Source organism: Pseudomonadota bacterium, assembly GCA_039028155.1.
GTDB lineage: Bacteria > Pseudomonadota > Alphaproteobacteria > SP197 > SP197 > JANQGO01.
Map to the genome: position 1 here is coordinate 65,162 of JBCCIS010000007.1, position 20,232 is coordinate 85,393.

Genomic DNA, 20,232 nt, shown 5'->3' on the forward strand with positions numbered 1-20,232 from the left:
ATGTCGTCAGGGACAGTCAATGATTTTCAGATAGGCAGCGTCATCGGACGCGGCATTTCTGTGTTCTTTCGCAACATCGTTGCCTTCGTGCTCGTTACGATTGTGATTTTCATCGTGCCGATTGTACTGACCGTGTTTGTATTCGGGGCGATCGGATCGGGTCTGGGCGGCATCCTGACGATGTTGCTCTGGTTCATTGCTTACTTCTGGCTTTCCGCGGCCTTGGTCTATGGGGTGGTGAGCGACCTTAGAGGCAACAGGGCGAGCGTCGGTCAGATACTGAGCGGTGCGCTGTCGGTTCTTATCCCGGTCTTCTTCGTTTCGATCGTTGTCGGCCTGTTGGTGGCCGTCGGCACGCTTGCTCTCATCATTCCCGGTATCATCCTCTACGTCATGTTCTGGGTCGCGGTACCGGCTGCCGTGGTTGAGCGAACAGGTATCGGCGACAGCATGAGGCGTAGCCTGGAACTGACCAAGGGTTACCGTTGGCAGATTTTCTTTGTCATGGTGATCTGGGTGGTCATTAGCTTCATCGTGCAACTGATCGTCGGATTCATCGTCGGCGTGCCGCTGGGCGCGACTTCCGACATGACGGCCGCCGCTCACATCCCGGTTGCCGGCCTTCTCATCACGCAGATCGTCAACATGCTGTTGTCGGGCGTAAGTGCTTCCATCCTGGCCGTTGGCTATCACGACCTGCGCGTTGCCAAAGAAGGGATCGGCAGCGAGGAGATCGCCCGTACGTTCGACTGAGGCAGCGTCAGTTTAACGAGCGTTCCGCCTTTCGCGTGACCCTGACGGCTCTCGCTGGGTTTCCTGGAGAGGAACAGCTACACGCATGTTCTTTGGCGCCCTGCCGGGCGGCAACGCCGTGACCCTTTACGGCTTCGTCTGAGTGGCTATCGTTACGCCGCCAGGAATGGCGCAGGACGGGAGAGGGAACGTGAATCGCATTCCGTTAACCATGGTGGTCTCCACCGACTTTGCCGGTCAGGTGCGCGGCAAAGGCTTTCCGGCGTCCGAACTCGATGCCCGGCTTGAGAAAGGCGTCGGCTGGACCTTTACCAACACGATGATCAACTGCTTCGGGCAGATCCCGGCGACGCCCTGGGGACCGCGCGGCGATCTGATCGTGGTGCCGGATCCCGCGACCGAGGTCGACGTCGACTTCGGCGACGGTTCGGTCAACGAGCGCTTCTATCTGGGCGATATCCTGAACATGGACCGCCAGCCTTGGGACTGCTGTCTAAGGAGTTATCTGCGTCAAGCGTTGAGAGACCTCACCGATCTGACCGGTCTCAGTCTGGTCGCAGCGTTCGAGCATGAGTTTGTCCATCGCGGTCAGGCCGACCGGCTGGGTGATGCCTACAGCCAAGATGGCGTGCGACGGATCGGCGAGTTCCCGGAAGCCTATCTCTATGCGCTCGCTGAAGCTGGCGTCGAGCCGGAGACGTTCCTGCCGGAGTTCGCGCCTAAACAATTCGAGGTCACCGTCAAACCGGCGGACGCGCTGACCGCCGCGGATCGTGCCGTCGTGGTGCGCGAAATCGCGCGCGCGACAGCTTGGCGCATGGGCGATACGGTCAGCTTTTCGCCGGTCGTGACCCGTGGCGCCGCGGGCAACGGCGTTCACCTGCACATGAGCTTCAGTGACGCTGAAGACAAGCCCGTCACCCATGACGCCGACAAGCCGGGCGGGCTGAGCGAAACCGCCGGCAGCTTCGTCGCCGGTATTCTGGAAGCGCTGCCGGCGCTGGTCGCGGTGACGGCGCCCAGCTACATGTCCTATGAGCGCCTGAAGCCGAACTCATGGAGCTCCTCGGTCACCAATCTCGGTTATCGCGACCGCGAGGCGGCGATCCGAATCTGCCCGGTCTCCGACGTGCCGGGCGTGGATGTCGCGTCCAGCTTCAATTTTGAGTTTCGCGCCGGCGACGCGGCGGCAAGTCCCTATCTCTACTTTGGTTGTCTTGTGCGCGCCGGAATTGACGGCATCAAGCGCCAGTTGCCGACGCCCCAACCGACGACATCCGATCCCGCCGAGATGGATGCCGCAGCCCGCAAGGACCATGGCATCGTCGATCTGCCGACGTCGTTGGAACAGGCGCTTGATCTGCTTGAACAGCACCCCAAGGGCTACGAGTTTCTGCCCGGTGAGATGCTGAGCGCCTATCTCATGCACAAACGCGGCGAACTCAGCATGCTCGAGGGGCTCGACATCGACGAGATCTGCCGGATGTACGCGGAAGCCTACTAAGTGGCCACTTGAAACGCATGATGTCGCGTATCACAGCGCTGTTTCCCCTGTGGGCGGTGATCGCCTGCATCGCCGCTTACCTCAGCCCCGATACCTTCGCGTCGCTCCGCTGGGCGATCGTGCCGCTGCTGGCGGTCATCATGTTCGGCATGGGGCTGACATTGACGCCCGCTGACTTCCTGCGCGTGGCCACCCGGCCGCTGGTCGTCGTCCTGGGCATGGCTCTTCAGTTTATCGCCATGCCGCTCGCGGCCTTTGTGATCGGCCTCGCTTTGGGGTTGGAGCCCATGCTGCTAGCCGGTTTTGTCTTGTTGGGCGCCAGCCCGGGCGGTACGGCGTCCAATGTCATCTGCTATCTCGCGCGCGGTGACGTCGCGCTCTCCGTTTCGCTGACGACCGTGTCGACCCTGCTTGCGGTGCTCCTGACGCCGTCCCTGACCTGGCTCTATGTCGGCGAGGCGGTCGACGTCGCGGTCGGCGCGATGTTGCTGAGCGTTCTAAAGATCGTTGTCGCGCCGGTCATGCTGGGTGTCCTTATCAATACCTTCCTTGGTCGTTTTTTGCGGCCGGCCGTCGCCGTCTTTCCGCTGATATCGGTCGCCGCGATCGTGCTGGCGATTGCCGTGGTCGTGGCGTTGAGTGCCGATCGGATTCCGCAGATTGGGTTTCTCATCCTCATCGGTGTCGTCTTGCATAACCTGATTGGGCTGTTGGCGGGCTATGGCGGTGGTGTGCTGTTCGGCCAGGACCGGACGACGTGCCGGACCCTGTCGATCGAGGTCGGCATGCAGAACTCCGGTTTGGCCTTGGCGCTGGCGACACAGTTCTTCAGCGCGGCGGCAGCGCTTCCCGCGGCGGTGTTCAGTGTCTGGCATAATCTGTCGGGCGCGGCGTTGGCCGCCTGGTGGTCCAGACGTCCTGCCCATGATACGAACGCCGGTGATGACGGCTGAACCTTTTTGGCGAACCAAGACTTTGGCCGAGTTGACGCCCAAGGAGTGGGAGTCGCTTTGCGATGGCTGCGGCAAGTGCTGTCTGGTCAAGCTTGAGGATGAAGACACCGGCGAGATCGACCCCACCGACGTCGCTTGCCGGCTGCTGGAACTGGGCACCTGCCGCTGTGGCGACTACGTCAACCGCAAGCGCAAGGTTCCGGACTGTGTCATTCTGTCGCCGGACAATGTCGGCGAACTCCGCTGGATGCCGGCGACATGCGCCTACCGCCTGGTCCACGAAGGCAAGGATCTTTATCCCTGGCACCACCTGGTCTGTGGCGACCGCGATGTCGTCCACAAGCTGGGTATCTCGATCAAGGGTCGGGTCGTCTCTGAGCGTGACATTCCCGATGAAGATCTGCCCGATCATGTGATCGACTGGTTGGTGTAATCGCTTCGCGATTCCGACGAGGCAGGTGAATCTGCTCTATTCATAGATGGAGAGCGGATTCACATGGTTAGGTGGAACCGACAGACGGTTCCACCTATCCATGATCCGCTCTAGACTTCCCACGTTTCGATCAAGCGCTTGCCCTGACGGATACTGTCACCATGGCCACCACCGTACTGAAAACCGCTGTCGGTCCGCTCGCCGTGACCGAGGCGGATGACGCCATTATCCGAGTGACCTGGTCATCGGCGGAGGAGGGGGAAGAGACATCGCTTTTGCGCGAGGCGAAGCGGCAGTTGACGGCCTATTTCGACGGTGACCTCACGGTCTTCGATCTTCCTCTGGCGCCGACCGGCAATGACTTCCAGAAGACAGTCTGCGACGCCATGCTCGCCATTCCCTTTGGCGAGACCAGGACCTACGGCGATATCGCGAGGGATCTCGGCACCTATGGCCAGCCGGTGGGTCAGGCCTGTGGCGCCAACTCGATCCCCGTCATCATTCCCTGTCACCGCGTGCTCTCGGCGACCGGCCTGGGCGGCTATTCTGGCTCTGGCGGCATCGAAACCAAGATCGCCTTGTTGCGCCATGAAGACGCCTATCCGTTTCTTGTGTAGGTTAAAGTGAAATCTCAGATAGAAGAAAATTTCCCATCGTTATCAACGCATTGGGGTCATTTTTCGAGTCGGTGACTTCGATGTGGTGCCCAAGGTTCGAATCTCGTTGAACGATTTTGCCGCGACGATCAGTTCTGCGCCTGTTGCCGTGCAGGGGTGCGGCGCAGGTGCCGCGCTAGCGTGCGAGATCAGCAACGGCTGTCCGCTGCTGGGAGGTCGTGTGGCGTGAGCCGCAAGCAGAACAACACACCGATTGGTCTGTTGGCTGATCCGTTTCGCCCCTTCTTCTTGGGCGCGGCATTGTTCGCGCTGTTCGCCATTCCGTTTTGGGCATGGATCTTTGCGGCGTCGCCGGAAGGGTTCGCGGGATTCGACGCCTTTTCCTGGCATCGCCACGAAATGGTGTTCGGCTACCTGGCTGCGGTCCTGGCCGGTTTCCTGTTCACGGCGATACCAAATTGGACCGGCCGCTTGCCGCTGCGCGGCGGCGGTTTGGGGCTGCTGTTTCTGCTCTGGCTTGCCGGGCGCGCCATGGTGGCGTTCTGGCCGCTGGAGGTGGCCACGGCGATCGTCGACTGCGCGTTCCTGGTTGCGATCGCCGGGCTTGCCGGGCGCGAGATCGTGGCCGGGCGCAACTGGCGCAACGCGCCGATCTGCGCGGTGGTCAGCTTGCTGGCGTTCGCCAATATCCTGTCCTGGCTGCCGGCGACCCATGACATCGGCTGGCGCCTTGCTATGGGTTTAGTCGCCCTGCTGATCGGCCTCGTCGGCGGACGGGTGACGCCCAGCTTTACTCGGAACTGGCTCGCCAAGCGCGATTCGCCGCGCCTGCCGGTGCCCTTCGGCCTTTACGACAAACTGTGTCTTCTACTGTTGCTCGCCGCCGTCACCGGGTGGTCGTTCGCGCCTGAAAGTTCGATTGCCGGCGCGCTCTTGGTACTGGCCGGCGCCGCCCATCTTGTGCGCCTTGGCCGTTGGAGGGGCTGGCTGACCGTTGCCGAGCCACTGCTGCTTGTTCTGCATGTCGGCTATCTGTGGCTCGTCGTGGCGTTGATCCTCATGGGCCTGACGGCGCTGAGGGTGGGGCCCTTGGATGCAAGCGCGTCGCTTCACGCACTCGGCGCCGGTGCTATCGGCACGATGACCGTGGCGGTGATGTCGCGCGCCATTCTTGGTCATACCGGCCGCGCCCTGGTCGCGAGCCCGGCGATGACATTGATGTTCGGGGCAATCGTCCTGTCGGCGCTCGTGCGCGTCCTCGCACCCATTCTGCCGATGCCCTACGACGCTGCAATCACGGTTGCCGCGTTCTTGTGGGCATGCGCTTACGGCCTGTTTGTCGCCTGTTTTGCGGTGATGCTTATGACAGATGACAGGGCGCTAAGCTCGTAAGTACGTCGTGAGCCTGGGAGCACGGTTCCACATCTTGAGGCTAGCCAGTAGGATGCGGCGGTGGAGTATTCACGATAGCGATCGTCGTTGATCGCCGCAGTTCTAATGATCCGATGGCCAGATTGACGGTGACTTGATGGAGGCGATCTCATGACACTGTTTGGCGGCGTACGGTCGAGGTCACGTTGTGATGTGAGGTCCAGGTGCGGTCGCGTCGCGCTGGTGTCGGCATTCGTGCTCTCGTTTGGTATTGCCGGCGAACTGGGTTCGACGGTCCCGTTTGTGGTCAGCAACGGAAACGATGATGGCGCGGGCTCGCTGCGCGCGGCATTGAAGGCGGCCGCCGAGCCAGGCGCGCCGGGTCATATCTTTGTCACGACCGACGACGACATTATTGTGACGACGACGTTGACCTACGACGGCACGGCACCACTGGCGATTTACGGGAGTGGTCAGAGCGTCACCACCGAAGTCAACACGACCCTGCTTTCAATGAGCAACGGAGCCGATCTGTCTGTGAGCGGCCTGAACTTCCGGGGGCCCGGCGAGTTCAGCGTCGTGAACCGGGGCGATGAGACGGGGGAACCCGGCAAAGGGATCTTTGTCAAACTCCGCGACGACCAGACGGGTACGCTGAGCCTGACACTTGAGGACGTCTCGCTGTCCGGCGCCGCCTATCATGGCATCCATGTCTCCGACTGTGACCTTGGTGATGCCTGCGGCGCGGGCGCCACCGGGGAAGGCAACGGTTCTCCGGCATCGGTCAGCGTGCATCTCTCCAATGTGACGATTTGGGACGTCGGCAATGGCAAATTTGATGCCGATGGCATACGGGTCGACGAACGAGGCGACGGCGACATACGCTTTGTTTCGCGAAACTCGACGTTCGAGGGCGTGGGCGCCGACGGTGTTGAACTGGACGAGGGGCAGGCGGGCGACGTCATTGCTACGGTGATCAGCAACACCTTTGCCGACAACGGTGGGTACTGCGCTCCCGATGTCCTCGAACCCTTCTTGCCGGAGGACGACGAAGGCGAGTTCGAGGATGGAGAGGTCTCTCCGTCCGATATTCCCGGCGCCATCACGGGGACGCCGGATGACGCGTGTTTCGAGCGCGATGTCGAACTTTATGATTCCGGCTTCGTGAAGGAATACGAGATCGAAATCGATCTGGACGACGGCATCGATATCGATGAGGCCGGTAGCGGAGATCTGCGGGTTCTGATGATCGCATCGACAATTCGCGGCAATCTGGACGAAGGTTTCGACGTCGGCGAACAAGATGCTGGCGGGCTTGATGTCTGGGCGTGGCGAACAACCGCCCAGAACAACACCGACGATGGATTCAGAGGCGACGAAGAAGGACCCGGTAGCGTCAGCGTCTTGCTGTACGACGTGCAATCCGAGGAAAACGGCGGATACGGTGCCAGGTTCAGCCAAGAGGACCAGGGCGACATCAGCGTTGTCGCTGACAACACCACAACAAGCGGCAACGGCGATGGCGACAAGATGGGGCTGCGGGTGCAACAAGCCGGATCGGGCACGGGAACCCTGACCACGCACAACGCCACGTTCTCCGACGGCATCGACGCCAGGAATGTCGAACTCATCCAGCAGTAGGGATCACTGACGCGGCCGCCGCGGTAATGTCATCGCGCGACGGGGTGACATGATCAAACCTCGGGACCGCGCTGACCTTATCTATGCTCACGCCAATCGACCCGATCGCGCAACCGTTCGAGCCAATAAATCTATTATATAATAATAAGTTAATTATGTTTCTTCATATTTCAAACAAGGTATTGCGAGGAGCAGGTGGGCCGTTCATGCCGCCGGTACGTACCGCGTGGGCCTTGGCGTTGGAAACGTGCTGTGCGATGGGATGGCCATGACGGTACCTCGCGATCACGCACCACGTTTGCACCGGCGCCTTTCGGTCGCCCCGATGATGGATTGCACGGACCGCTACGATCGCGGCTTCCTGCGCTGCATCACGTCGAGGACATTGCTTTATTCGGAGATGGTCGTCGCCGACGCGGTGCTGCATGGCGACCGCGAAAGGCTCTTGGGGTTCGCGCCGATCGAACATCCGGTGGCGCTGCAGATCGGCGGCAGCGAGCCGACGAAACTCGCCGAGGCCGCGCGCATTGCCGAGGCCTTAGGCTATGACGAGGTAAACCTGAACGTCGGCTGTCCGAGCGACCGGGTACAGGCCGGACGGTTCGGTGCCTGCCTGATGGCCGAGCCCGACCTTGTCGCCCGCTCGATTGCCGCCATGATCGCGGCCGTTGCGATTCCGGTAACGGTCAAGTGCCGGATCGGCATCGACGACATGGATGACGAGGAGACCCTGCCGTCCTTTGTCGACCAGATCGCGGGCGAGGGCTGTACCAGCTTCACGGTTCATGCGCGCAAGGCGTGGCTGCAAGGGCTAAGCCCGCAACAGAACCGTGAAATCCCGCCGCTGCGCTATGACGTCGTCTATGCGACAAAGGCGCGCTTTCCGCATCTGGAGATTAACATCAACGGCGGTATCGGCGGCCTCGAGGAGGCGGAGGCCCATCTGGATCACGTCGATGGTGTCATGATCGGCCGGGCTGCTTACCACACGCCCTACATTCTGGCCGAGGCGGACCAACGTTTCTTCAGTGCTCGCACCGAACTCCGGTCCAGGCGCGAGATCGTCGAAGCCTATCTGCCGTTGATCGACGCGGAACTGGCCCGCGGCACGCCGCTGCACCGCATGACCCGCCACATTCTTGGTCTCTATCACGGCGAGCCGGGCGCGCGGTCATGGCGCCGTCACCTCAGCACCCACGCGGTCAAGCCGGGCGCTGGCGTCGAGGTGGTGCTGGATGCCCTCGATTTCGTCGAGCAACCGCTGCCGGTGCTCGCGGTGGCGTCGGAGCGCTAGCGCAACCGCGCCGACGCTTGTCTAGTCGGGTGTGTGGCAACACGCCTGCAGCTTGTTGCCGTCGAGGTCCCTGACATAGGCGCCGTAGTAGTGTTCGTGATAATGCGGGCGCGGGCCGGGTGCGCCTTCATCGGTGCCGCCTTCGGCCAGGGCGGCGGCGTGAAATGCATCGACCGCGGCGTGGTTCGGCGCCAGGAAAGCGACATGGGTGCCATTGCCATGGGTTGCCGTCTCGTCATCAAACGGTCGGCAGACGACGAGCATGAACGGATCGCCTTCGCTCTGGTACATGGCGAAACCATGCTCGGCGACCGTCTCGGTGCGCTTGATACCGAGCGGCGCCAGCGTTTTGTCGTAGAACGCCAACGCACGGTCCAGGTCGTTGGTGCCAAGGGTAATGTGACTGAGCATCGTGTCCTCCTAGATCTTCTGGTGGATGGCTATGACGCCATCTCGGATAGAGCCTGGTCCATCGCGTCGACCAGGATGTCGGCGTGCTCTCGCTTGAACGCCAGGGGCGGGCGTATCTTGATGACGTTGCCCAAGATACCTTCGCGACCGGCCAACACGCCGAGGTCCTTCATGCGGTTCAAGACTTGCTTCATGTCGTCGGGCGCCGGTTCCTTTGTCTGGCGATCCCCCACGATCTCGACCCCCGCCATCAGGCCGTAACCGCGAACGTCGCCAATCAGCGTGTGGCGCTGCATGAGATCGCGCAGGCCGGCGCGCAGGTGCTCGCCGGTCACCCGGGCGCTTTCCATCAGCTCCTCCTGCTCGATCACGTCCAGCACGGCATTACCCGCCGCGCAAGCAACCGGGTTGCCGCCGAACGTGCTGAACAGGCCGGTCGCGTCGCCGAACGCCTTCAGGATGTCGCGTCTGGTGATGACGGCGCCAATCGCCATGCCGTTGCCGATGGGTTTGCCCAAGGTCACGAAGTCCGCCTCGATCCCGTGGACGTCCAGCCCCCACATATGCGTGCCCGGCCGGCCAAAGCCGAATTGGACCTCGTCGGCGATGATCAGACCGCCGGCGGCCTTGACCTTCTCCGCGACCAGGCGTGGGTAGCCCTCGGGCACGTCGATGACGCCATGGTTGACGAACGATGTGTCGACCATGAAGCAGGCGGTGCCGTAACCGGCCTCGTCCAGTTCCGCGATCGCGCGATCGGCGTCGGCCGCGTAGCGCTTGGCGAGATTCTCTTCGCCAGCAAAGTAGGGGCCGCGATAGGTGTCGGGCGCCATCAATTCGCGCACGTGCGGCGCGCGCTCTTCCTTTGTGCCCTCCGGCGACAGATGGGCAATCGCCTCGGTGATGCCGTGATAAGCGTCGGACATGATGATCGCGCCGCGCTTTCCGGTGACCATCGTTGCCATGCGCCAGGCAATATCGTTCGCCTCGCTGCCGGAGTTGACGAAGGTGCAGGCGGTCAGATGATCCGGCAGGGTCGCGGTGAGCCGCTCGGCATACTCGATGACGCTTTCGTAGATATAGCGGGTGTGCGTGTTCAGCGTCCTTGCCTGGCGCGTCAGGGCGCGCACGACATGCGGATGGGCATGACCAACAATCGGCACGTTGTTGTAGGCATCGACATAGCGTTTGCCACGGGCGTCAAACAGCCACGGGCCCTGACCTTTGACCATATGGACCGGGCGTTCGTAGAAGATCGTCAGGTGCTTGCCCAACACGTCGTAGCGGCGCGCAAGCAGCGCATCCAAGTTGTCGTCGAGCGTCGGGTCTTCTTCGGGCGGACAATAAGGCGGGAACCGCAGGTGATGGCGCAGGCGCGCGCGTGCGGCATCGACACCGATATCCAACAGCTTCGCGATCAGCCGTTGCCCCGGCTCCTCGTACTCGCGCAGGTAATCCGGCTGCTCTGGTGTGACCGCGCGGCGCCATGCGATGATGACCGATGTCACGGCAAACCGGGTCATGATCGCGTCGAACAGCAGGTCGACCTCGTCTTCTTCCAACGTGATCACCGTATCGAAGCCGGCCGCGACATCGCACATGGCGCCGATGGGGTCGTCGACATAGGGCATCAGCGTATCGACCGCCATGGCGAGTTCGCACAGAAGCGGCGCGAAGACCATGTCGCCGAAGTCGATGACGCCTATGGTTCGGCTCTCGCCTGTGCCATCGACGACAACGTTGTTGTGGGTGGCGTCGTTGTGCACGACCTGGTGGCGCAGGCGGCGCATGCGTGGGCCGACATCGTCGATGAAATGGTCCAGGATGGTTTCGATGTTGCGGCGTGCCGTCGCGTCGTCGATGTGTTTGGTGTGGGGCCGCATGTCACCGGCGCGCATGATGTCCCAGGGGTGCGGGTTTTCCGCATGTGCATGCATGAAACCGGTCAAGGCGCGGTCAAGGCGCGCGACGGTCGCGCCGACCTCGTGCAGCAGCGGCTGATCCAGCGTTGAGTCTTCCAGCAAAGTACCGGGCAGGAACGTGACGACGCGGACCAGATGATCCATACCGTCGGCATCGGCGACCGTTTCTGTCACATTGCCGTCAAGGGACTTCACGACGCGCGGCACGACAAGCTCTGGGTCACGATCTTCGATGTGCAGCAGCGCCTGGGTCTGGAAATCGATGACGCCGGGGTCTTCCTCGGCATTGGCGATCTTGAGGACATAGTCGCCCTTGTCGCCGGTGATGTGAAAGTTCTGGTCGCGCTCGCTTTCCAGGGAGCGAAAGGCGCCCTCCAAACCGAACAGGTCGCGGGCCATGGTTCTGGCCTCGTCCTCGCTGAAAGCGGGTGGGTTGCGATCCATGAACTTGATGTCATTGGTCGCCGGAGTCTGGGTCATGCTGTCGGACTATCCTTGGAGCCAGAGGGGGGCGCGGCGCGCGACAGGCTACTCGGCTCCTGTGACCTATCCAAGACCTGCGAAGGGTTATCTGTCAGATTTTTTAACCACCCAGGAACAGGCGTCCGACATCCTCGTCGGCGAGCAGGTCGGCACCCCGTCCGGCCTTGGCGAGCTGGCCGGATACCAGAACGTAACCGATGTCGGCAAACTCCAGCCCCTTCTTGGCATTCTGTTCGACCATCAAGATCGTCTTGCCGTCGACCTGCTGAAGGTCGGCCAGGATCTCGAACACCATGTCGATGTAGCGGGGCTCCAGGCCGATGCTCGGCTCGTCGACCAAAAGGACCTCCGGCTCCATGATAAGCGAGCGCGAGATTTCCAAAAGCCGGCGCTCGCCACCGGACAGCACACCCGCGCGCTGATGACGCCGTTCGGCGAGCCGGTCGTATTTGTCGAAGATGCGCTGCGCCGCCTGACGCGCCTCCGCCGGCTTGTCCTTCAGGTAGCCGCCCATCAACAGGTTCTCTTCGACGGTCATGTCGGGGAAGACCGAGTTGTGTTGCAGGATGTAAGCAACGCCGGCGCGCTTCAGCTTGTCATTGGAGCTAAGGCGGGTGATGTCAGCTCCGTCGACCGTGATCGTGCCGCCCATGACATCCGCGAAGCCGAAAATCGCGTGCAGCATGGTCGACTTGCCGGCGCCGTTTGGGCCGATCAGGCACAGCGACTGGCCCTTGCCGGCGATCAGGTTGACGTGGTGCAGGATCTCCATTCGGCCGTAGCCGGCGTTCAGGTCCTTGATGTCGATGGCGATTTCGCCGTCTACCAGGGCGCTGAGGTCACCACGGCTTGGGCCGGCGCTGGCCATGTCGCGCGCGGCTTCCTCAACGGCATCAACCGACATGACGGTGTCGACTTCGCCGAGGCCATAGCCGCTCGTGCGCTTCTCGCCGGTCATGAGGCGCCCAGGTAGGCATCAATCACCCGCTGGTCGTCGCGGATCGTCTCCGGCGGTCCGGATGCCAAGAGTTTGCCGTGCGCCAGACAGTGGATGTGTCCGGCGAGATTCATAATGACGCGCATGTTGTGCTCGATGACCAGCAGGGTGATGCCGAGATCCTGGTTGGCGTGCTTCAGCCGGTCGATCAGGCCATTGATCAGCGTCGGGTTGATGCCGGCGGTCGGCTCGTCGAGCAGCAACATCTTCGGTTCGATCATCAGTGCCATGGCGAACTCCAGCAGCTTCTGCTGGCCGAACGAGAGGTCGCCCGCCATCAGATGGCGTTTGGAATAGAGACCGCAGAACTCGAGCAGAGCCTCGGCCCGGTCGTCGACCTCGGGCTTTACCTTGGCCATCAGGTGCAGGATGCCGCTTTCACCCTCGCGGTCGCTGATCGCCATGTTCTGCATGCACGTCATCTTGGTGAAGACACGAGTCTGTTGGAACGTGCGGATCAGGCCCAGACGCGCGATCTGGGGCACGCGAAGCTTGGTGATCTCCTGGCCCTCGAAACGGATTGAACCAGCATCGATCGGATGGTAGCCGACGATCGAGTTGAACAGGGTTGTCTTGCCCGACCCGTTCGGTCCGATCAGGCCGACGATCGAGCCTTCGGGCACGCTGAAGGAGATGTCCTGGTTGGCGACCACGCCGCCGAAGTTCTTCGACGTGTTCTCGACGACAAGCTGGTCGTTCATGACGCCTCGACCCGATGGCCGAACCGGTGCGGCCAACGCTCGCGCGCCCAACCCAGAATGCCGAGCGGGAAGAAGACGACGATAATGACGATCAAGAGGCCAAGGGCGACCCGTTGCCAGCCCAACAAGTGGGTCCAGAAGATCTCCTGGGTAACATGAAAGACGACGGCGCCCAGGACCGGCCCCCACAGCGTGCCTTTGCCGCCCAGAATCGCCATCAGCACCATCCAGACGCCAAAGGTCGGTCCGGCGAAAGCGACGTCGCGCGGGTCGACGAAACCGAGCAGGTTGCCGAGCGCGCCGCCGCACAGGCCCAAAAACACGGCGCTGACGCACCAGGCAAACGCCTTGAATGTGCCGGTCCGCAAGCCCATCGCCTCCGCCTTATCCTCGTTGTCGCGGATGGCGTTGATCGTCAGGCCGAAGCGGGTGCCGTAGAGCCACTTGAGGCACAGGAAGGTGATGGCGGCGATGGCGAAGAACAGGTAATCGAAGAACAGGTTCCGCCCGTCAATGTGGCCGGGATAGAGCGGCGTGACCATGCCGGAGCCGGCACCGATAAAATCCCATCCGCTGGCGATCTCGCCAGCGGCGATGCCGAGGCCAAGCGTCGCGATCGCGAAATAGTGGCCGCGCATCCGTAAGATAAGCAGCCCCATGATGGCGGCGGCGGCAACGGCGATGACACTGCCAAGCGCCATGCCAACTCCAAGACCGATGAAGTACTCGAGCCCCCAGTCGCGTTGGACGACCGCGCTGGTGTACATCCCGATGCCGAAGAAAACGATGTTACCGAAGCTGTTGTAGCCCATCTGGCCGCCCATGACGTCCCAGGTCTGGGCGAAGATGATCATGACCCACAGCATGGCGATCTGGGTGCGGTAATCCGGGAAGACGAGCGGGGCGAGCGCGGCGAAAATCGCTATCGCGCCCATCAGCCAGGCATTCCGCGAGACCGTCATTTCAGGTACTTCCGGTGCCGGCCGAGCCAGGCGTTGCGCGCGACCAGGATGACGACAAGCAGACCGAAGACAAAGGCGATCCGGTGTTCGGCGCCCAAGACGAAACTGGCGATGTTCTCCGCCGCGCCCAAGCCCAACCCTGCGGCAATGACGCCGGGCAGGTTTCCGAGACCGGCGGTCACGACGATCATGAACGAGCGCACGGTGAACGGTAGGCCGGCATAGGGGTGGATGGTGTAGGCCATCACTACCAGCGATCCGGCGGCGCCGCACAGCGCCGCGTTGATCGCATAGGTCATGGCATAGACCCGGTCGGTGTCGATCCCCAGCACACGGGCGGCTTGGGGATTCTGGGCGGTCGCGCGGATCGCCTGGCCTAGGCGCGAACGCTTGAGGAAGATCACCAGCAGCACGGCGATCACGGCGGAGACGGCGAACGCCAGCACCTTTACCTGGGCGACGGTCACCGTGAAGTCAAAGAGGTACCAGGTGTCGAGCCCTGAATCGACGCTCTGGACGTTGCCGCTCCAGATCTGGTTCATCAATTGCTGGAACAGGATGGACAGGCCAAAGGTCGCGAGCAGGGAGATGAAGAGATCCTGATTGGCGACGCGAAAGATCACCGTGCGGTAGGCGAGGTAGCCGACCACGAACAACACAGCGGCGGCAACCGGAATGCCGAGGAACGGGTGCGCCCCCCAGACATACAACTGGTAGGTCACGTAGCCGCCCAGCATGACGAACTCGCCCTGGACGATGTTGATGATGTTGGTGACGCCCCAAACCAGCGCCATGCCATAGGCGGCGAGCGCGAAGATGGCGCCGATCAGAACGCCATCCAACAGCAACTGAGTCGTCAGTAAAGGCGCGTCGAAGAGAAGCTGGATGTTGTCCAACATACCGCAGCGAGATCCCGATCTATGTCAGCGGCAAACAGGTCATGCCGGACAACCACTTGATTGGCTGTCCGGCATGCCCAGTCTGGCGTGGATTACTGGCGGTCCGACCAGGCTGGCGTCGGATGGCGAACCTCCGAGGCGGCCCACTCGGTCGGGGCGACGACCACATACTCGCCGTCCTGGACCTGATAGAGCACCATGGGCTTGGCGATGTTCTTGCCGGTCTCATCGAACTTGATGTTGCCGTAAAAGGTCTCCATCTCGGTCTCCGACAAGGCATCGCGAACGGCGTCCTTGTCCAGGCTGCCGGCACGCTCGAATGCGTCGGCGAATACCTGAACGGCGGCCGCCGATTCCGCCGCCTGATAGGGCGGTGCGTAGCCATAGGTTTCCTCGAACAGCGTGGCGAAGTCGCCGGCCGAACCGAACAGGTCGTCGGAATAGGTCAGCGTCGGCGCCCACTGACTGGCGCAAAGCGTGTACTCCGCCGCGTCGCCATAGATGCCGATGATGTCGGCGGAATCACAATGGGTGATCGCCAGCATCGGCACGTCGACCCGCATCTCCTCGATCTGCTTGATCGCCAGCGCCGCGCCCTTGGCGTGGCCGGAGACGACCAGGATGTCCGGGTTCAGCTGTTTGACCGCGGCAAGTGTCGGCGCCATGTCGTTTAGTTCCGGCGGCAGCTTGTCGTCGATGATGACCTCGATGCCCAGCCTTTCGGCGTCGGCCAGCACGCCGGCGCGGATGTCTTGGCTGAACGGGTCGTTTTCGAAGACCGCGGCAAGCCGCAGCGGTTCGGTCCGGCCTTCCTCTTCGGCCAGCTGTGCCGCCAGGTCGACGGCGCTTGCCAGGTACTGCTCGGTGGTCGAGAGCACTGCGAAGAGGTAGCGGTAGCCTTCCTTGAACAGCGAGATCGATGCGCCGTTCGCCTCGACCATGGGAATGCCGTACTGCTCGGTCACCGGCGCAATCGCCTTGGTCAGACCGGAACTGTAGGGTCCAAGCATGAATTCAACGCCGTCCTGGTTGATCAGCCGTTCGGCCAGTTGCGCGCCGCGGGCCGGCGTCGATTCATCGTCGTAGTAGATGATCTCCAGCATGTAGGTGGTGTCACCGACCTGGACGCCGCCGTTCTGGTTGATCATGTCGACGGCAAGGTCGTAGCCGCGCTGGGTATGTTCGCCGTTGGTCGAGTACTTGCCGGTCAGCGATATGGCCGAGCCCAGCGTAATCGTGTCCTCGGCCCATGCCGTTCCGGCCCACGCGACGGCCGTGACCGCGCTCGCGCAGGCGAGTTTCCTCCATGAATACGTCATCTGAAGTCCTCCTTGTGTGTCCCGCCTGTGCGCTCCCCCGGCGGGTTGGCTTCATGTTGGCCGAGGTCGCGTGGCCTGTCCACGTCAAGTCGGTTGCTTTCGGCCGGCTCACACCCCTACTGTGCGCGCGAACGGGGACGGGACGTCTTTATTCATGTGGATCACCAGTTGTTTTGACGGCGGCAACATCGAGGTCGTCGAGCTGACCAGCGATCGCGCCGCCACGCTTGCCATACGCGACGATACCGCCGCGCCGTTTCGCCAGTGGTTCTATTTCCGTGTCGGCGCCAACAAGGGTGTTCCGCTGACCTTGACCATCGCCAACGCGGGCGAGGCGAGCTATGCCAAGGGCTGGGAGGACTATCGCGCGGTCGCCAGCCACGACCGCCGGAACTGGATCCGGGTCGATACCCGCTACCAGGACGGAGCCCTGGTGATCGAGCACACAGCGCCGGTAGATGTCGTGGAGTTCGCCTATTTCGCGCCCTATGGCCTGGCCCGCCAGGCCGACTTCCTGGCTGACGTACAGGCGCACGACGGCGTGCGGCGGGCCAGTCTGGGCCTGACCTGCGACGGGCGCCCGATCGATTATCTGGAGATCGGCGAGGGGCCGCGCCCGTGCTGGATCATCGGCCGCCAACATCCGGGCGAAACCCAGGCGTCCTGGTGGATGGAGGGTTTCCTGGACCGGTTATGCGACCCCGGTGATAGCATCGCGGCCGGGCTGCGGCGCGAGGCCACCTTCCACGTCGTGCCGAACATGAACCCGGACGGCAGTTTCCGCGGCAATCTGCGAACCAACGCTGCCGGCGCCAACCTGAACCGCGAGTGGCAGGAGCCTTCGATGGAGACCAGCCCGGAGGTCTTCGTCGTGCGCGAACGCATGATCGAGACCGGTGTCGACTTCATGCTGGATGTCCACGCCGACGAGGCGCTGCCCTATAACTTCGTTGTCGGGCCCTATGGCGTCCCGGGGTTGGCCGATCACGTGCTGGCTCTCAACGAGCGCTTCTGCGAGGCACTAAAGGTGGCCAATCCGGACTTTCAGACCGAACACGGCTATCCCAGACCTTCCGCCGATGGCGCCAACCTGACAATCGCGTCAAAATACGTCGCCCATCGGTTTGATTGCTTGTCGATGACCCTGGAACAGCCCTTCAAGGACAGCGCCATCACCCCAGATCCGAACCACGGCTGGTCGCCGGCGCGCTGCGCTGCGCTCGGGCGTTCGTGTTTGGACGCGTTGTCTAGCATTATCAACGACTTAAGGCCGACATGACGACGTCGGCCGAAGACGCTGTCCTGGCCGCCAATCTGGACTTCTACAGGGCCTTTGCGGCGGGTGATGTGGCGGCCATGGAGACGCTATGGTCGCCAAGAGTCGACGTTTCGTGTATACACCCGGGCTGGCAGGCATTGGTCGACCGGGTCGCCGTCATGAACAGTTGGGAGGCGATCCTGGCCAGTCCACCCGCCGTCAGGTGTCTCGGGGCGCGGGTATTTTTGGAGGGTAAACGCGCATATGTGATTTGTTACGAGACAGTCGGTGACGGCATGCTTGTCGCCACGAACATCTTCTCGTTGGAAGACGAAGTCTGGCGCATGATTCATCATCAGGCCGGTCCCACTAGGGCGCTGCAAGAAGTGCAACCGGACGAAACGCAACACGTGCATTGAAGGAGGTTGGTCCTTTGCGAGAATTGCTGAAGTTCGTTCCCACCTTGGCGATTGCTTTTTTCGTCGTCACCACGCTGGGCGGGCAGGCCGCCATGGCGGGCGACGACAATTATGCCGAATACAAGCGGGGCCTGACGGCCTATCAGCAGGGCGATTTCGACGGTGCGCTGGCCATCTGGCAGCCGCTGGCCGATAGAGGTTATCCCGCTGCGCAGTTCAACATCGGCATGCTCTACCAGAACGGCGTCGGCGTTGACCGCGACCTGACGACAGCCAACGCCTACTTTGCCGACGCGGTCGACCGCGACTTCGCGCCGGCGCAGCTCGAGCTGGGCGAGGCTTATCTGGAAGGCCACGGCATCGATCAGAACATCGACCGTGCCGTCTCACTCATGGTGATGGCGGCCGATCAGGGGTATGCCCAGGCCCAGTACGAGGTTGGGTTGCTCTACCGCGAAGGCGATGTCATCTCGCGTGACCACGTGCGGGCTCTTGAGTACTTCCTGCTGGCTGCCGAGCAAGGCGATGCGGAAGCCCAGTACCATGCCGGCTTCATGTACGGCTCAGGCTATGGCGCGCCGCAGGACTTCGCGCTGGCCTATATGTACTACGACCTGGCCTCGCAGACCTTGGCGATCAGCAACAAGGCCCGCGATCATCTGGCCGAGTACATGACGCCTGAGGAAATGGCCGAGGCGCAGGCGCTTTTGACCGCGCATCGGACCACTGGCTCGACCGGTCAGGATCTGGCGGCGTCCACGCAGTAACGGCCGCAGCCGTCTCAACGAAAAAGAGCCCCGGTGCCGTCAGGCGCCGGGGCTCTTCGCATGAGAGGGATCAGAGTTTCGGCCTGTGTTTCGCCGACGTGTACCAGGGATCGGCGGCTTCGATCGCGTGGCCGACGCGGAACACGCTGCGATCGTCATAGGTACGGCCGACGATCTGGACGCCGGTCGGGACATTGTTCTTGGCGCGTCCGCTGGGCACGCTCAGGACCGGGCAACGGCTCAAGATGTTGAACGGATAGGTCATGACCCAGCCCAACATGGGGTCGACCTCCTTGCCGTTGATCAACACCTTATCGCGCGTTGAGTCCATCTCGGCGGGAACCGACGGTGCCGCCAGCGTCGGGCAGATAAAAACGTCGTAGTTCTCCATCAACGGGCCGAAGGTCTCATACATCTCGCTCGCGACTTCCAGGGAGTCGACGTAGTCGGCGCCGTCCGTCATCTTGCCGAAATCGGCGAACTGCCGGGCATAGTTCGTCATCTCGTTGCGGTGGCGCCGCGCAATCGGTGCAATGGTGTTGCCGAACAAGTGACCCAGATAGTTCATCGCCGCGGTCAGGGTGTCGGACGTCCAGCCGATATCGACTTCCTCGACGATGGCGCCGGCATCGGAGAGTTTCTTCAGCGCCTCCTTGGTGTTCTTCTGAACCTCCTTGTCGACCTCGCAATAGCCGAGGTCCATCGACCACGCGATTTTCATGCCCTTCACCGACTTGTACTCGGTCGGCAGGTTCAGTTTCGGCCTGACCGTCGCGATGTCGCGGGGGTGCGGTCCGGACATGGCGTTCTGCAGCAGCGCGCAATCGGCGACGGAACGCGCCATCGGTCCTTCGTGACAGTAAAAGTCCAGGTTGAAAATGCGGCCCTGCGGGTTGCGGCCATAGGGCGGCTTGAAGCCGACCACGCCGGATGCCGACGCGGGAATACGGATCGAACCGGCGATGTCGGATCCGGTTCCGATCGTCGCCATGCCGGCGGCCAGCGTCGCGCCGGTTCCGCCCGACGAGCCGCCCGGCGTATAGGCCGTGTTCCACGGGTTGCCGGTGACGCCCCATAGTTTGGTGTGGCAGATACCGGCGCAGGAGAACTCCGGCGTGGTTGTGCGCACATGCATGATGGCGCCCGCATCGAAGCTGCGTTCGACACAATAAGAGGTGGTCTCCGCGACGTTGTCTTTCAGCGGCAGGCTGCCGCTGCTGGAGATGTAGCCCTCGATCTCCGCCTCGTCCTTGACGGCAAGCGGAATGCCTTCAAGGGGGCCGACCTTCTCGCGCTTGCGGTACTTCGTTTCGGCTTCCTTGGCCTTCTCAAGCGCCTGCTCGAAGTGTGTTTCGGTCAAGGAATTGACCTTGTGATTGACCTTGTCGGTCTGCTTGATGACCGCTTCCATCAGCTCGACCGGTGACAGCCATCGGCGCTTGAACAGACTGATCGCCTCCGTCGCCGACATGTAACACAAGTCACTGCGCGCCATGGTGCTCCCCCCGCTGTCGAATGAGACGGAAAC

General features: G+C 62.3%; 19 protein-coding genes. 11 read left to right on the forward strand and 8 right to left on the reverse strand.

The genetic code is table 11. From position 1 onward, the window contains the following. The 8 genes from AAF563_05680 (at position 1) to dusA (ending at position 8,566) form a co-directional block, all read left to right on the forward strand. Positions 1–753, forward strand: a complete 753-nt coding sequence (locus AAF563_05680) for a hypothetical protein (GenBank protein ID MEM7120746.1) — start codon at positions 1–3, stop codon at positions 751–753. Between the two features lie 190 nt (positions 754–943). Next, a complete protein-coding gene (locus AAF563_05685; protein ID MEM7120747.1) occupies positions 944–2,257 on the forward strand; it encodes a glutamine synthetase family protein in 1,314 nt (437 codons plus the stop codon). A 20-nt stretch (positions 2,258–2,277) separates the two neighbouring features. Then, positions 2,278–3,210: a bile acid:sodium symporter family protein gene (locus tag AAF563_05690; GenBank protein ID MEM7120748.1), complete on the forward strand. Its 933-nt coding sequence runs from the start codon at positions 2,278–2,280 to the stop codon at positions 3,208–3,210. Next, the gene (locus tag AAF563_05695) at positions 3,200–3,643 is read left to right on the forward strand and encodes a YcgN family cysteine cluster protein (protein ID MEM7120749.1); all 444 of its coding nucleotides are present in this window, start codon (positions 3,200–3,202) and stop codon (positions 3,641–3,643) included. The genes AAF563_05690 and AAF563_05695 overlap by 11 nt, the downstream gene beginning before the upstream one ends. Before the next feature lie 161 nt (positions 3,644–3,804). Then, a complete protein-coding gene (locus AAF563_05700) occupies positions 3,805–4,260 on the forward strand; it encodes a methylated-DNA--[protein]-cysteine S-methyltransferase (GenBank protein MEM7120750.1) in 456 nt (151 codons plus the stop codon). Between the two features lie 225 nt (positions 4,261–4,485). Next, entirely contained in the window at positions 4,486–5,652 is a 1,167-nt protein-coding gene (locus AAF563_05705; protein MEM7120751.1) for an NnrS family protein, read from the forward strand. Between the two features lie 234 nt (positions 5,653–5,886). Then, positions 5,887–7,272, forward strand: a complete 1,386-nt coding sequence (locus AAF563_05710) for a hypothetical protein (protein ID MEM7120752.1) — start codon at positions 5,887–5,889, stop codon at positions 7,270–7,272. Between the two features lie 268 nt (positions 7,273–7,540). Continuing rightward, entirely contained in the window at positions 7,541–8,566 is a 1,026-nt protein-coding gene (gene dusA, locus AAF563_05715; protein ID MEM7120753.1) for a tRNA dihydrouridine(20/20a) synthase DusA, read from the forward strand. A 21-nt stretch (positions 8,567–8,587) separates the two neighbouring features. Here the strand turns inward: dusA and AAF563_05720 are convergent, their stop codons facing one another. From AAF563_05720 to AAF563_05750, 7 genes are all read right to left on the reverse strand, one after another. Continuing rightward, entirely contained in the window at positions 8,588–8,977 is a 390-nt protein-coding gene (locus AAF563_05720) for a VOC family protein (protein ID MEM7120754.1), read from the reverse strand. A 29-nt stretch (positions 8,978–9,006) separates the two neighbouring features. Beyond that, complete coding sequence (locus AAF563_05725) at positions 9,007–11,379, reverse strand: aminotransferase class III-fold pyridoxal phosphate-dependent enzyme (GenBank protein ID MEM7120755.1); 2,373 nt, start codon at positions 11,377–11,379, stop codon at positions 9,007–9,009. Positions 11,380–11,482: 103 nt separating this feature from the next. Continuing rightward, positions 11,483–12,340, reverse strand: coding sequence for an ABC transporter ATP-binding protein (locus AAF563_05730; GenBank protein MEM7120756.1), 858 nt, complete (start codon positions 12,338–12,340; stop codon positions 11,483–11,485). Beyond that, complete coding sequence (locus tag AAF563_05735; GenBank protein ID MEM7120757.1) at positions 12,337–13,080, reverse strand: ABC transporter ATP-binding protein; 744 nt, start codon at positions 13,078–13,080, stop codon at positions 12,337–12,339. The genes AAF563_05730 and AAF563_05735 overlap by 4 nt, the downstream gene beginning before the upstream one ends. Beyond that, complete coding sequence (locus tag AAF563_05740) at positions 13,077–14,042, reverse strand: branched-chain amino acid ABC transporter permease (protein MEM7120758.1); 966 nt, start codon at positions 14,040–14,042, stop codon at positions 13,077–13,079. The genes AAF563_05735 and AAF563_05740 overlap by 4 nt, the downstream gene beginning before the upstream one ends. After that, the gene (locus AAF563_05745) at positions 14,039–14,941 is read right to left on the reverse strand and encodes a branched-chain amino acid ABC transporter permease (GenBank protein MEM7120759.1); all 903 of its coding nucleotides are present in this window, start codon (positions 14,939–14,941) and stop codon (positions 14,039–14,041) included. Before AAF563_05745 ends, AAF563_05740 begins: the two co-directional genes overlap by 4 nt. A 92-nt stretch (positions 14,942–15,033) precedes the next feature. Further along, a complete protein-coding gene (locus AAF563_05750) occupies positions 15,034–16,260 on the reverse strand; it encodes an amino acid ABC transporter substrate-binding protein (GenBank protein MEM7120760.1) in 1,227 nt (408 codons plus the stop codon). Between the two features lie 154 nt (positions 16,261–16,414). On the opposite strand from AAF563_05750, the gene AAF563_05755 reads away from it, so the two are divergent. Genes AAF563_05755 through AAF563_05765 form a run of 3 tightly spaced genes read left to right on the forward strand, consistent with a single transcriptional unit; the run spans position 16,415 to position 18,704 of the window. Further along, on the forward strand, positions 16,415–17,539 hold the full coding sequence (locus tag AAF563_05755) for a M14-type cytosolic carboxypeptidase (GenBank protein MEM7120761.1): 1,125 nt from the start codon (positions 16,415–16,417) through the stop codon (positions 17,537–17,539). Further along, positions 17,536–17,937 (forward strand): nuclear transport factor 2 family protein, encoded by a 402-nt coding sequence (locus AAF563_05760; protein ID MEM7120762.1) that lies wholly within the window; start codon positions 17,536–17,538, stop codon positions 17,935–17,937. The genes AAF563_05755 and AAF563_05760 overlap by 4 nt, the downstream gene beginning before the upstream one ends. Positions 17,938–17,951: 14 nt before the next feature. Then, a complete protein-coding gene (locus tag AAF563_05765; GenBank protein ID MEM7120763.1) occupies positions 17,952–18,704 on the forward strand; it encodes a tetratricopeptide repeat protein in 753 nt (250 codons plus the stop codon). 70 nt (positions 18,705–18,774) lie between these two features. Here the strand turns inward: AAF563_05765 and AAF563_05770 are convergent, their stop codons facing one another. Then, complete coding sequence (locus AAF563_05770; GenBank protein MEM7120764.1) at positions 18,775–20,199, reverse strand: amidase; 1,425 nt, start codon at positions 20,197–20,199, stop codon at positions 18,775–18,777. Positions 20,200–20,232 lie beyond the last annotated feature (33 nt).

Coding starts and splice junctions, on each gene's coding strand:
- AAF563_05690 (MEM7120748.1), top strand. CDS start 2,278: ATGTCGCGTATCACAGCGCTGTTTCCCCTGTGGGCGGTGATCGCCTGC.
- AAF563_05700 (MEM7120750.1), top strand. CDS start 3,805: ATGGCCACCACCGTACTGAAAACCGCTGTCGGTCCGCTCGCCGTGACC.
- AAF563_05720 (MEM7120754.1), bottom strand. CDS start 8,977: ATGCTCAGTCACATTACCCTTGGCACCAACGACCTGGACCGTGCGTTG.
- AAF563_05755 (MEM7120761.1), top strand. CDS start 16,415: ATGTGGATCACCAGTTGTTTTGACGGCGGCAACATCGAGGTCGTCGAG.
- AAF563_05740 (MEM7120758.1), bottom strand. CDS start 14,042: ATGACGGTCTCGCGGAATGCCTGGCTGATGGGCGCGATAGCGATTTTC.
- AAF563_05730 (MEM7120756.1), bottom strand. CDS start 12,340: ATGACCGGCGAGAAGCGCACGAGCGGCTATGGCCTCGGCGAAGTCGAC.
- dusA (MEM7120753.1), top strand. CDS start 7,541: ATGACGGTACCTCGCGATCACGCACCACGTTTGCACCGGCGCCTTTCG.
- AAF563_05760 (MEM7120762.1), top strand. CDS start 17,536: ATGACGACGTCGGCCGAAGACGCTGTCCTGGCCGCCAATCTGGACTTC.
- AAF563_05750 (MEM7120760.1), bottom strand. CDS start 16,260: ATGACGTATTCATGGAGGAAACTCGCCTGCGCGAGCGCGGTCACGGCC.
- AAF563_05745 (MEM7120759.1), bottom strand. CDS start 14,941: ATGTTGGACAACATCCAGCTTCTCTTCGACGCGCCTTTACTGACGACT.
- AAF563_05680 (MEM7120746.1), top strand. CDS start 1: ATGTCGTCAGGGACAGTCAATGATTTTCAGATAGGCAGCGTCATCGGA.
- AAF563_05735 (MEM7120757.1), bottom strand. CDS start 13,080: ATGAACGACCAGCTTGTCGTCGAGAACACGTCGAAGAACTTCGGCGGC.
- AAF563_05695 (MEM7120749.1), top strand. CDS start 3,200: ATGACGGCTGAACCTTTTTGGCGAACCAAGACTTTGGCCGAGTTGACG.
- AAF563_05725 (MEM7120755.1), bottom strand. CDS start 11,379: ATGACCCAGACTCCGGCGACCAATGACATCAAGTTCATGGATCGCAAC.
- AAF563_05770 (MEM7120764.1), bottom strand. CDS start 20,199: ATGGCGCGCAGTGACTTGTGTTACATGTCGGCGACGGAGGCGATCAGT.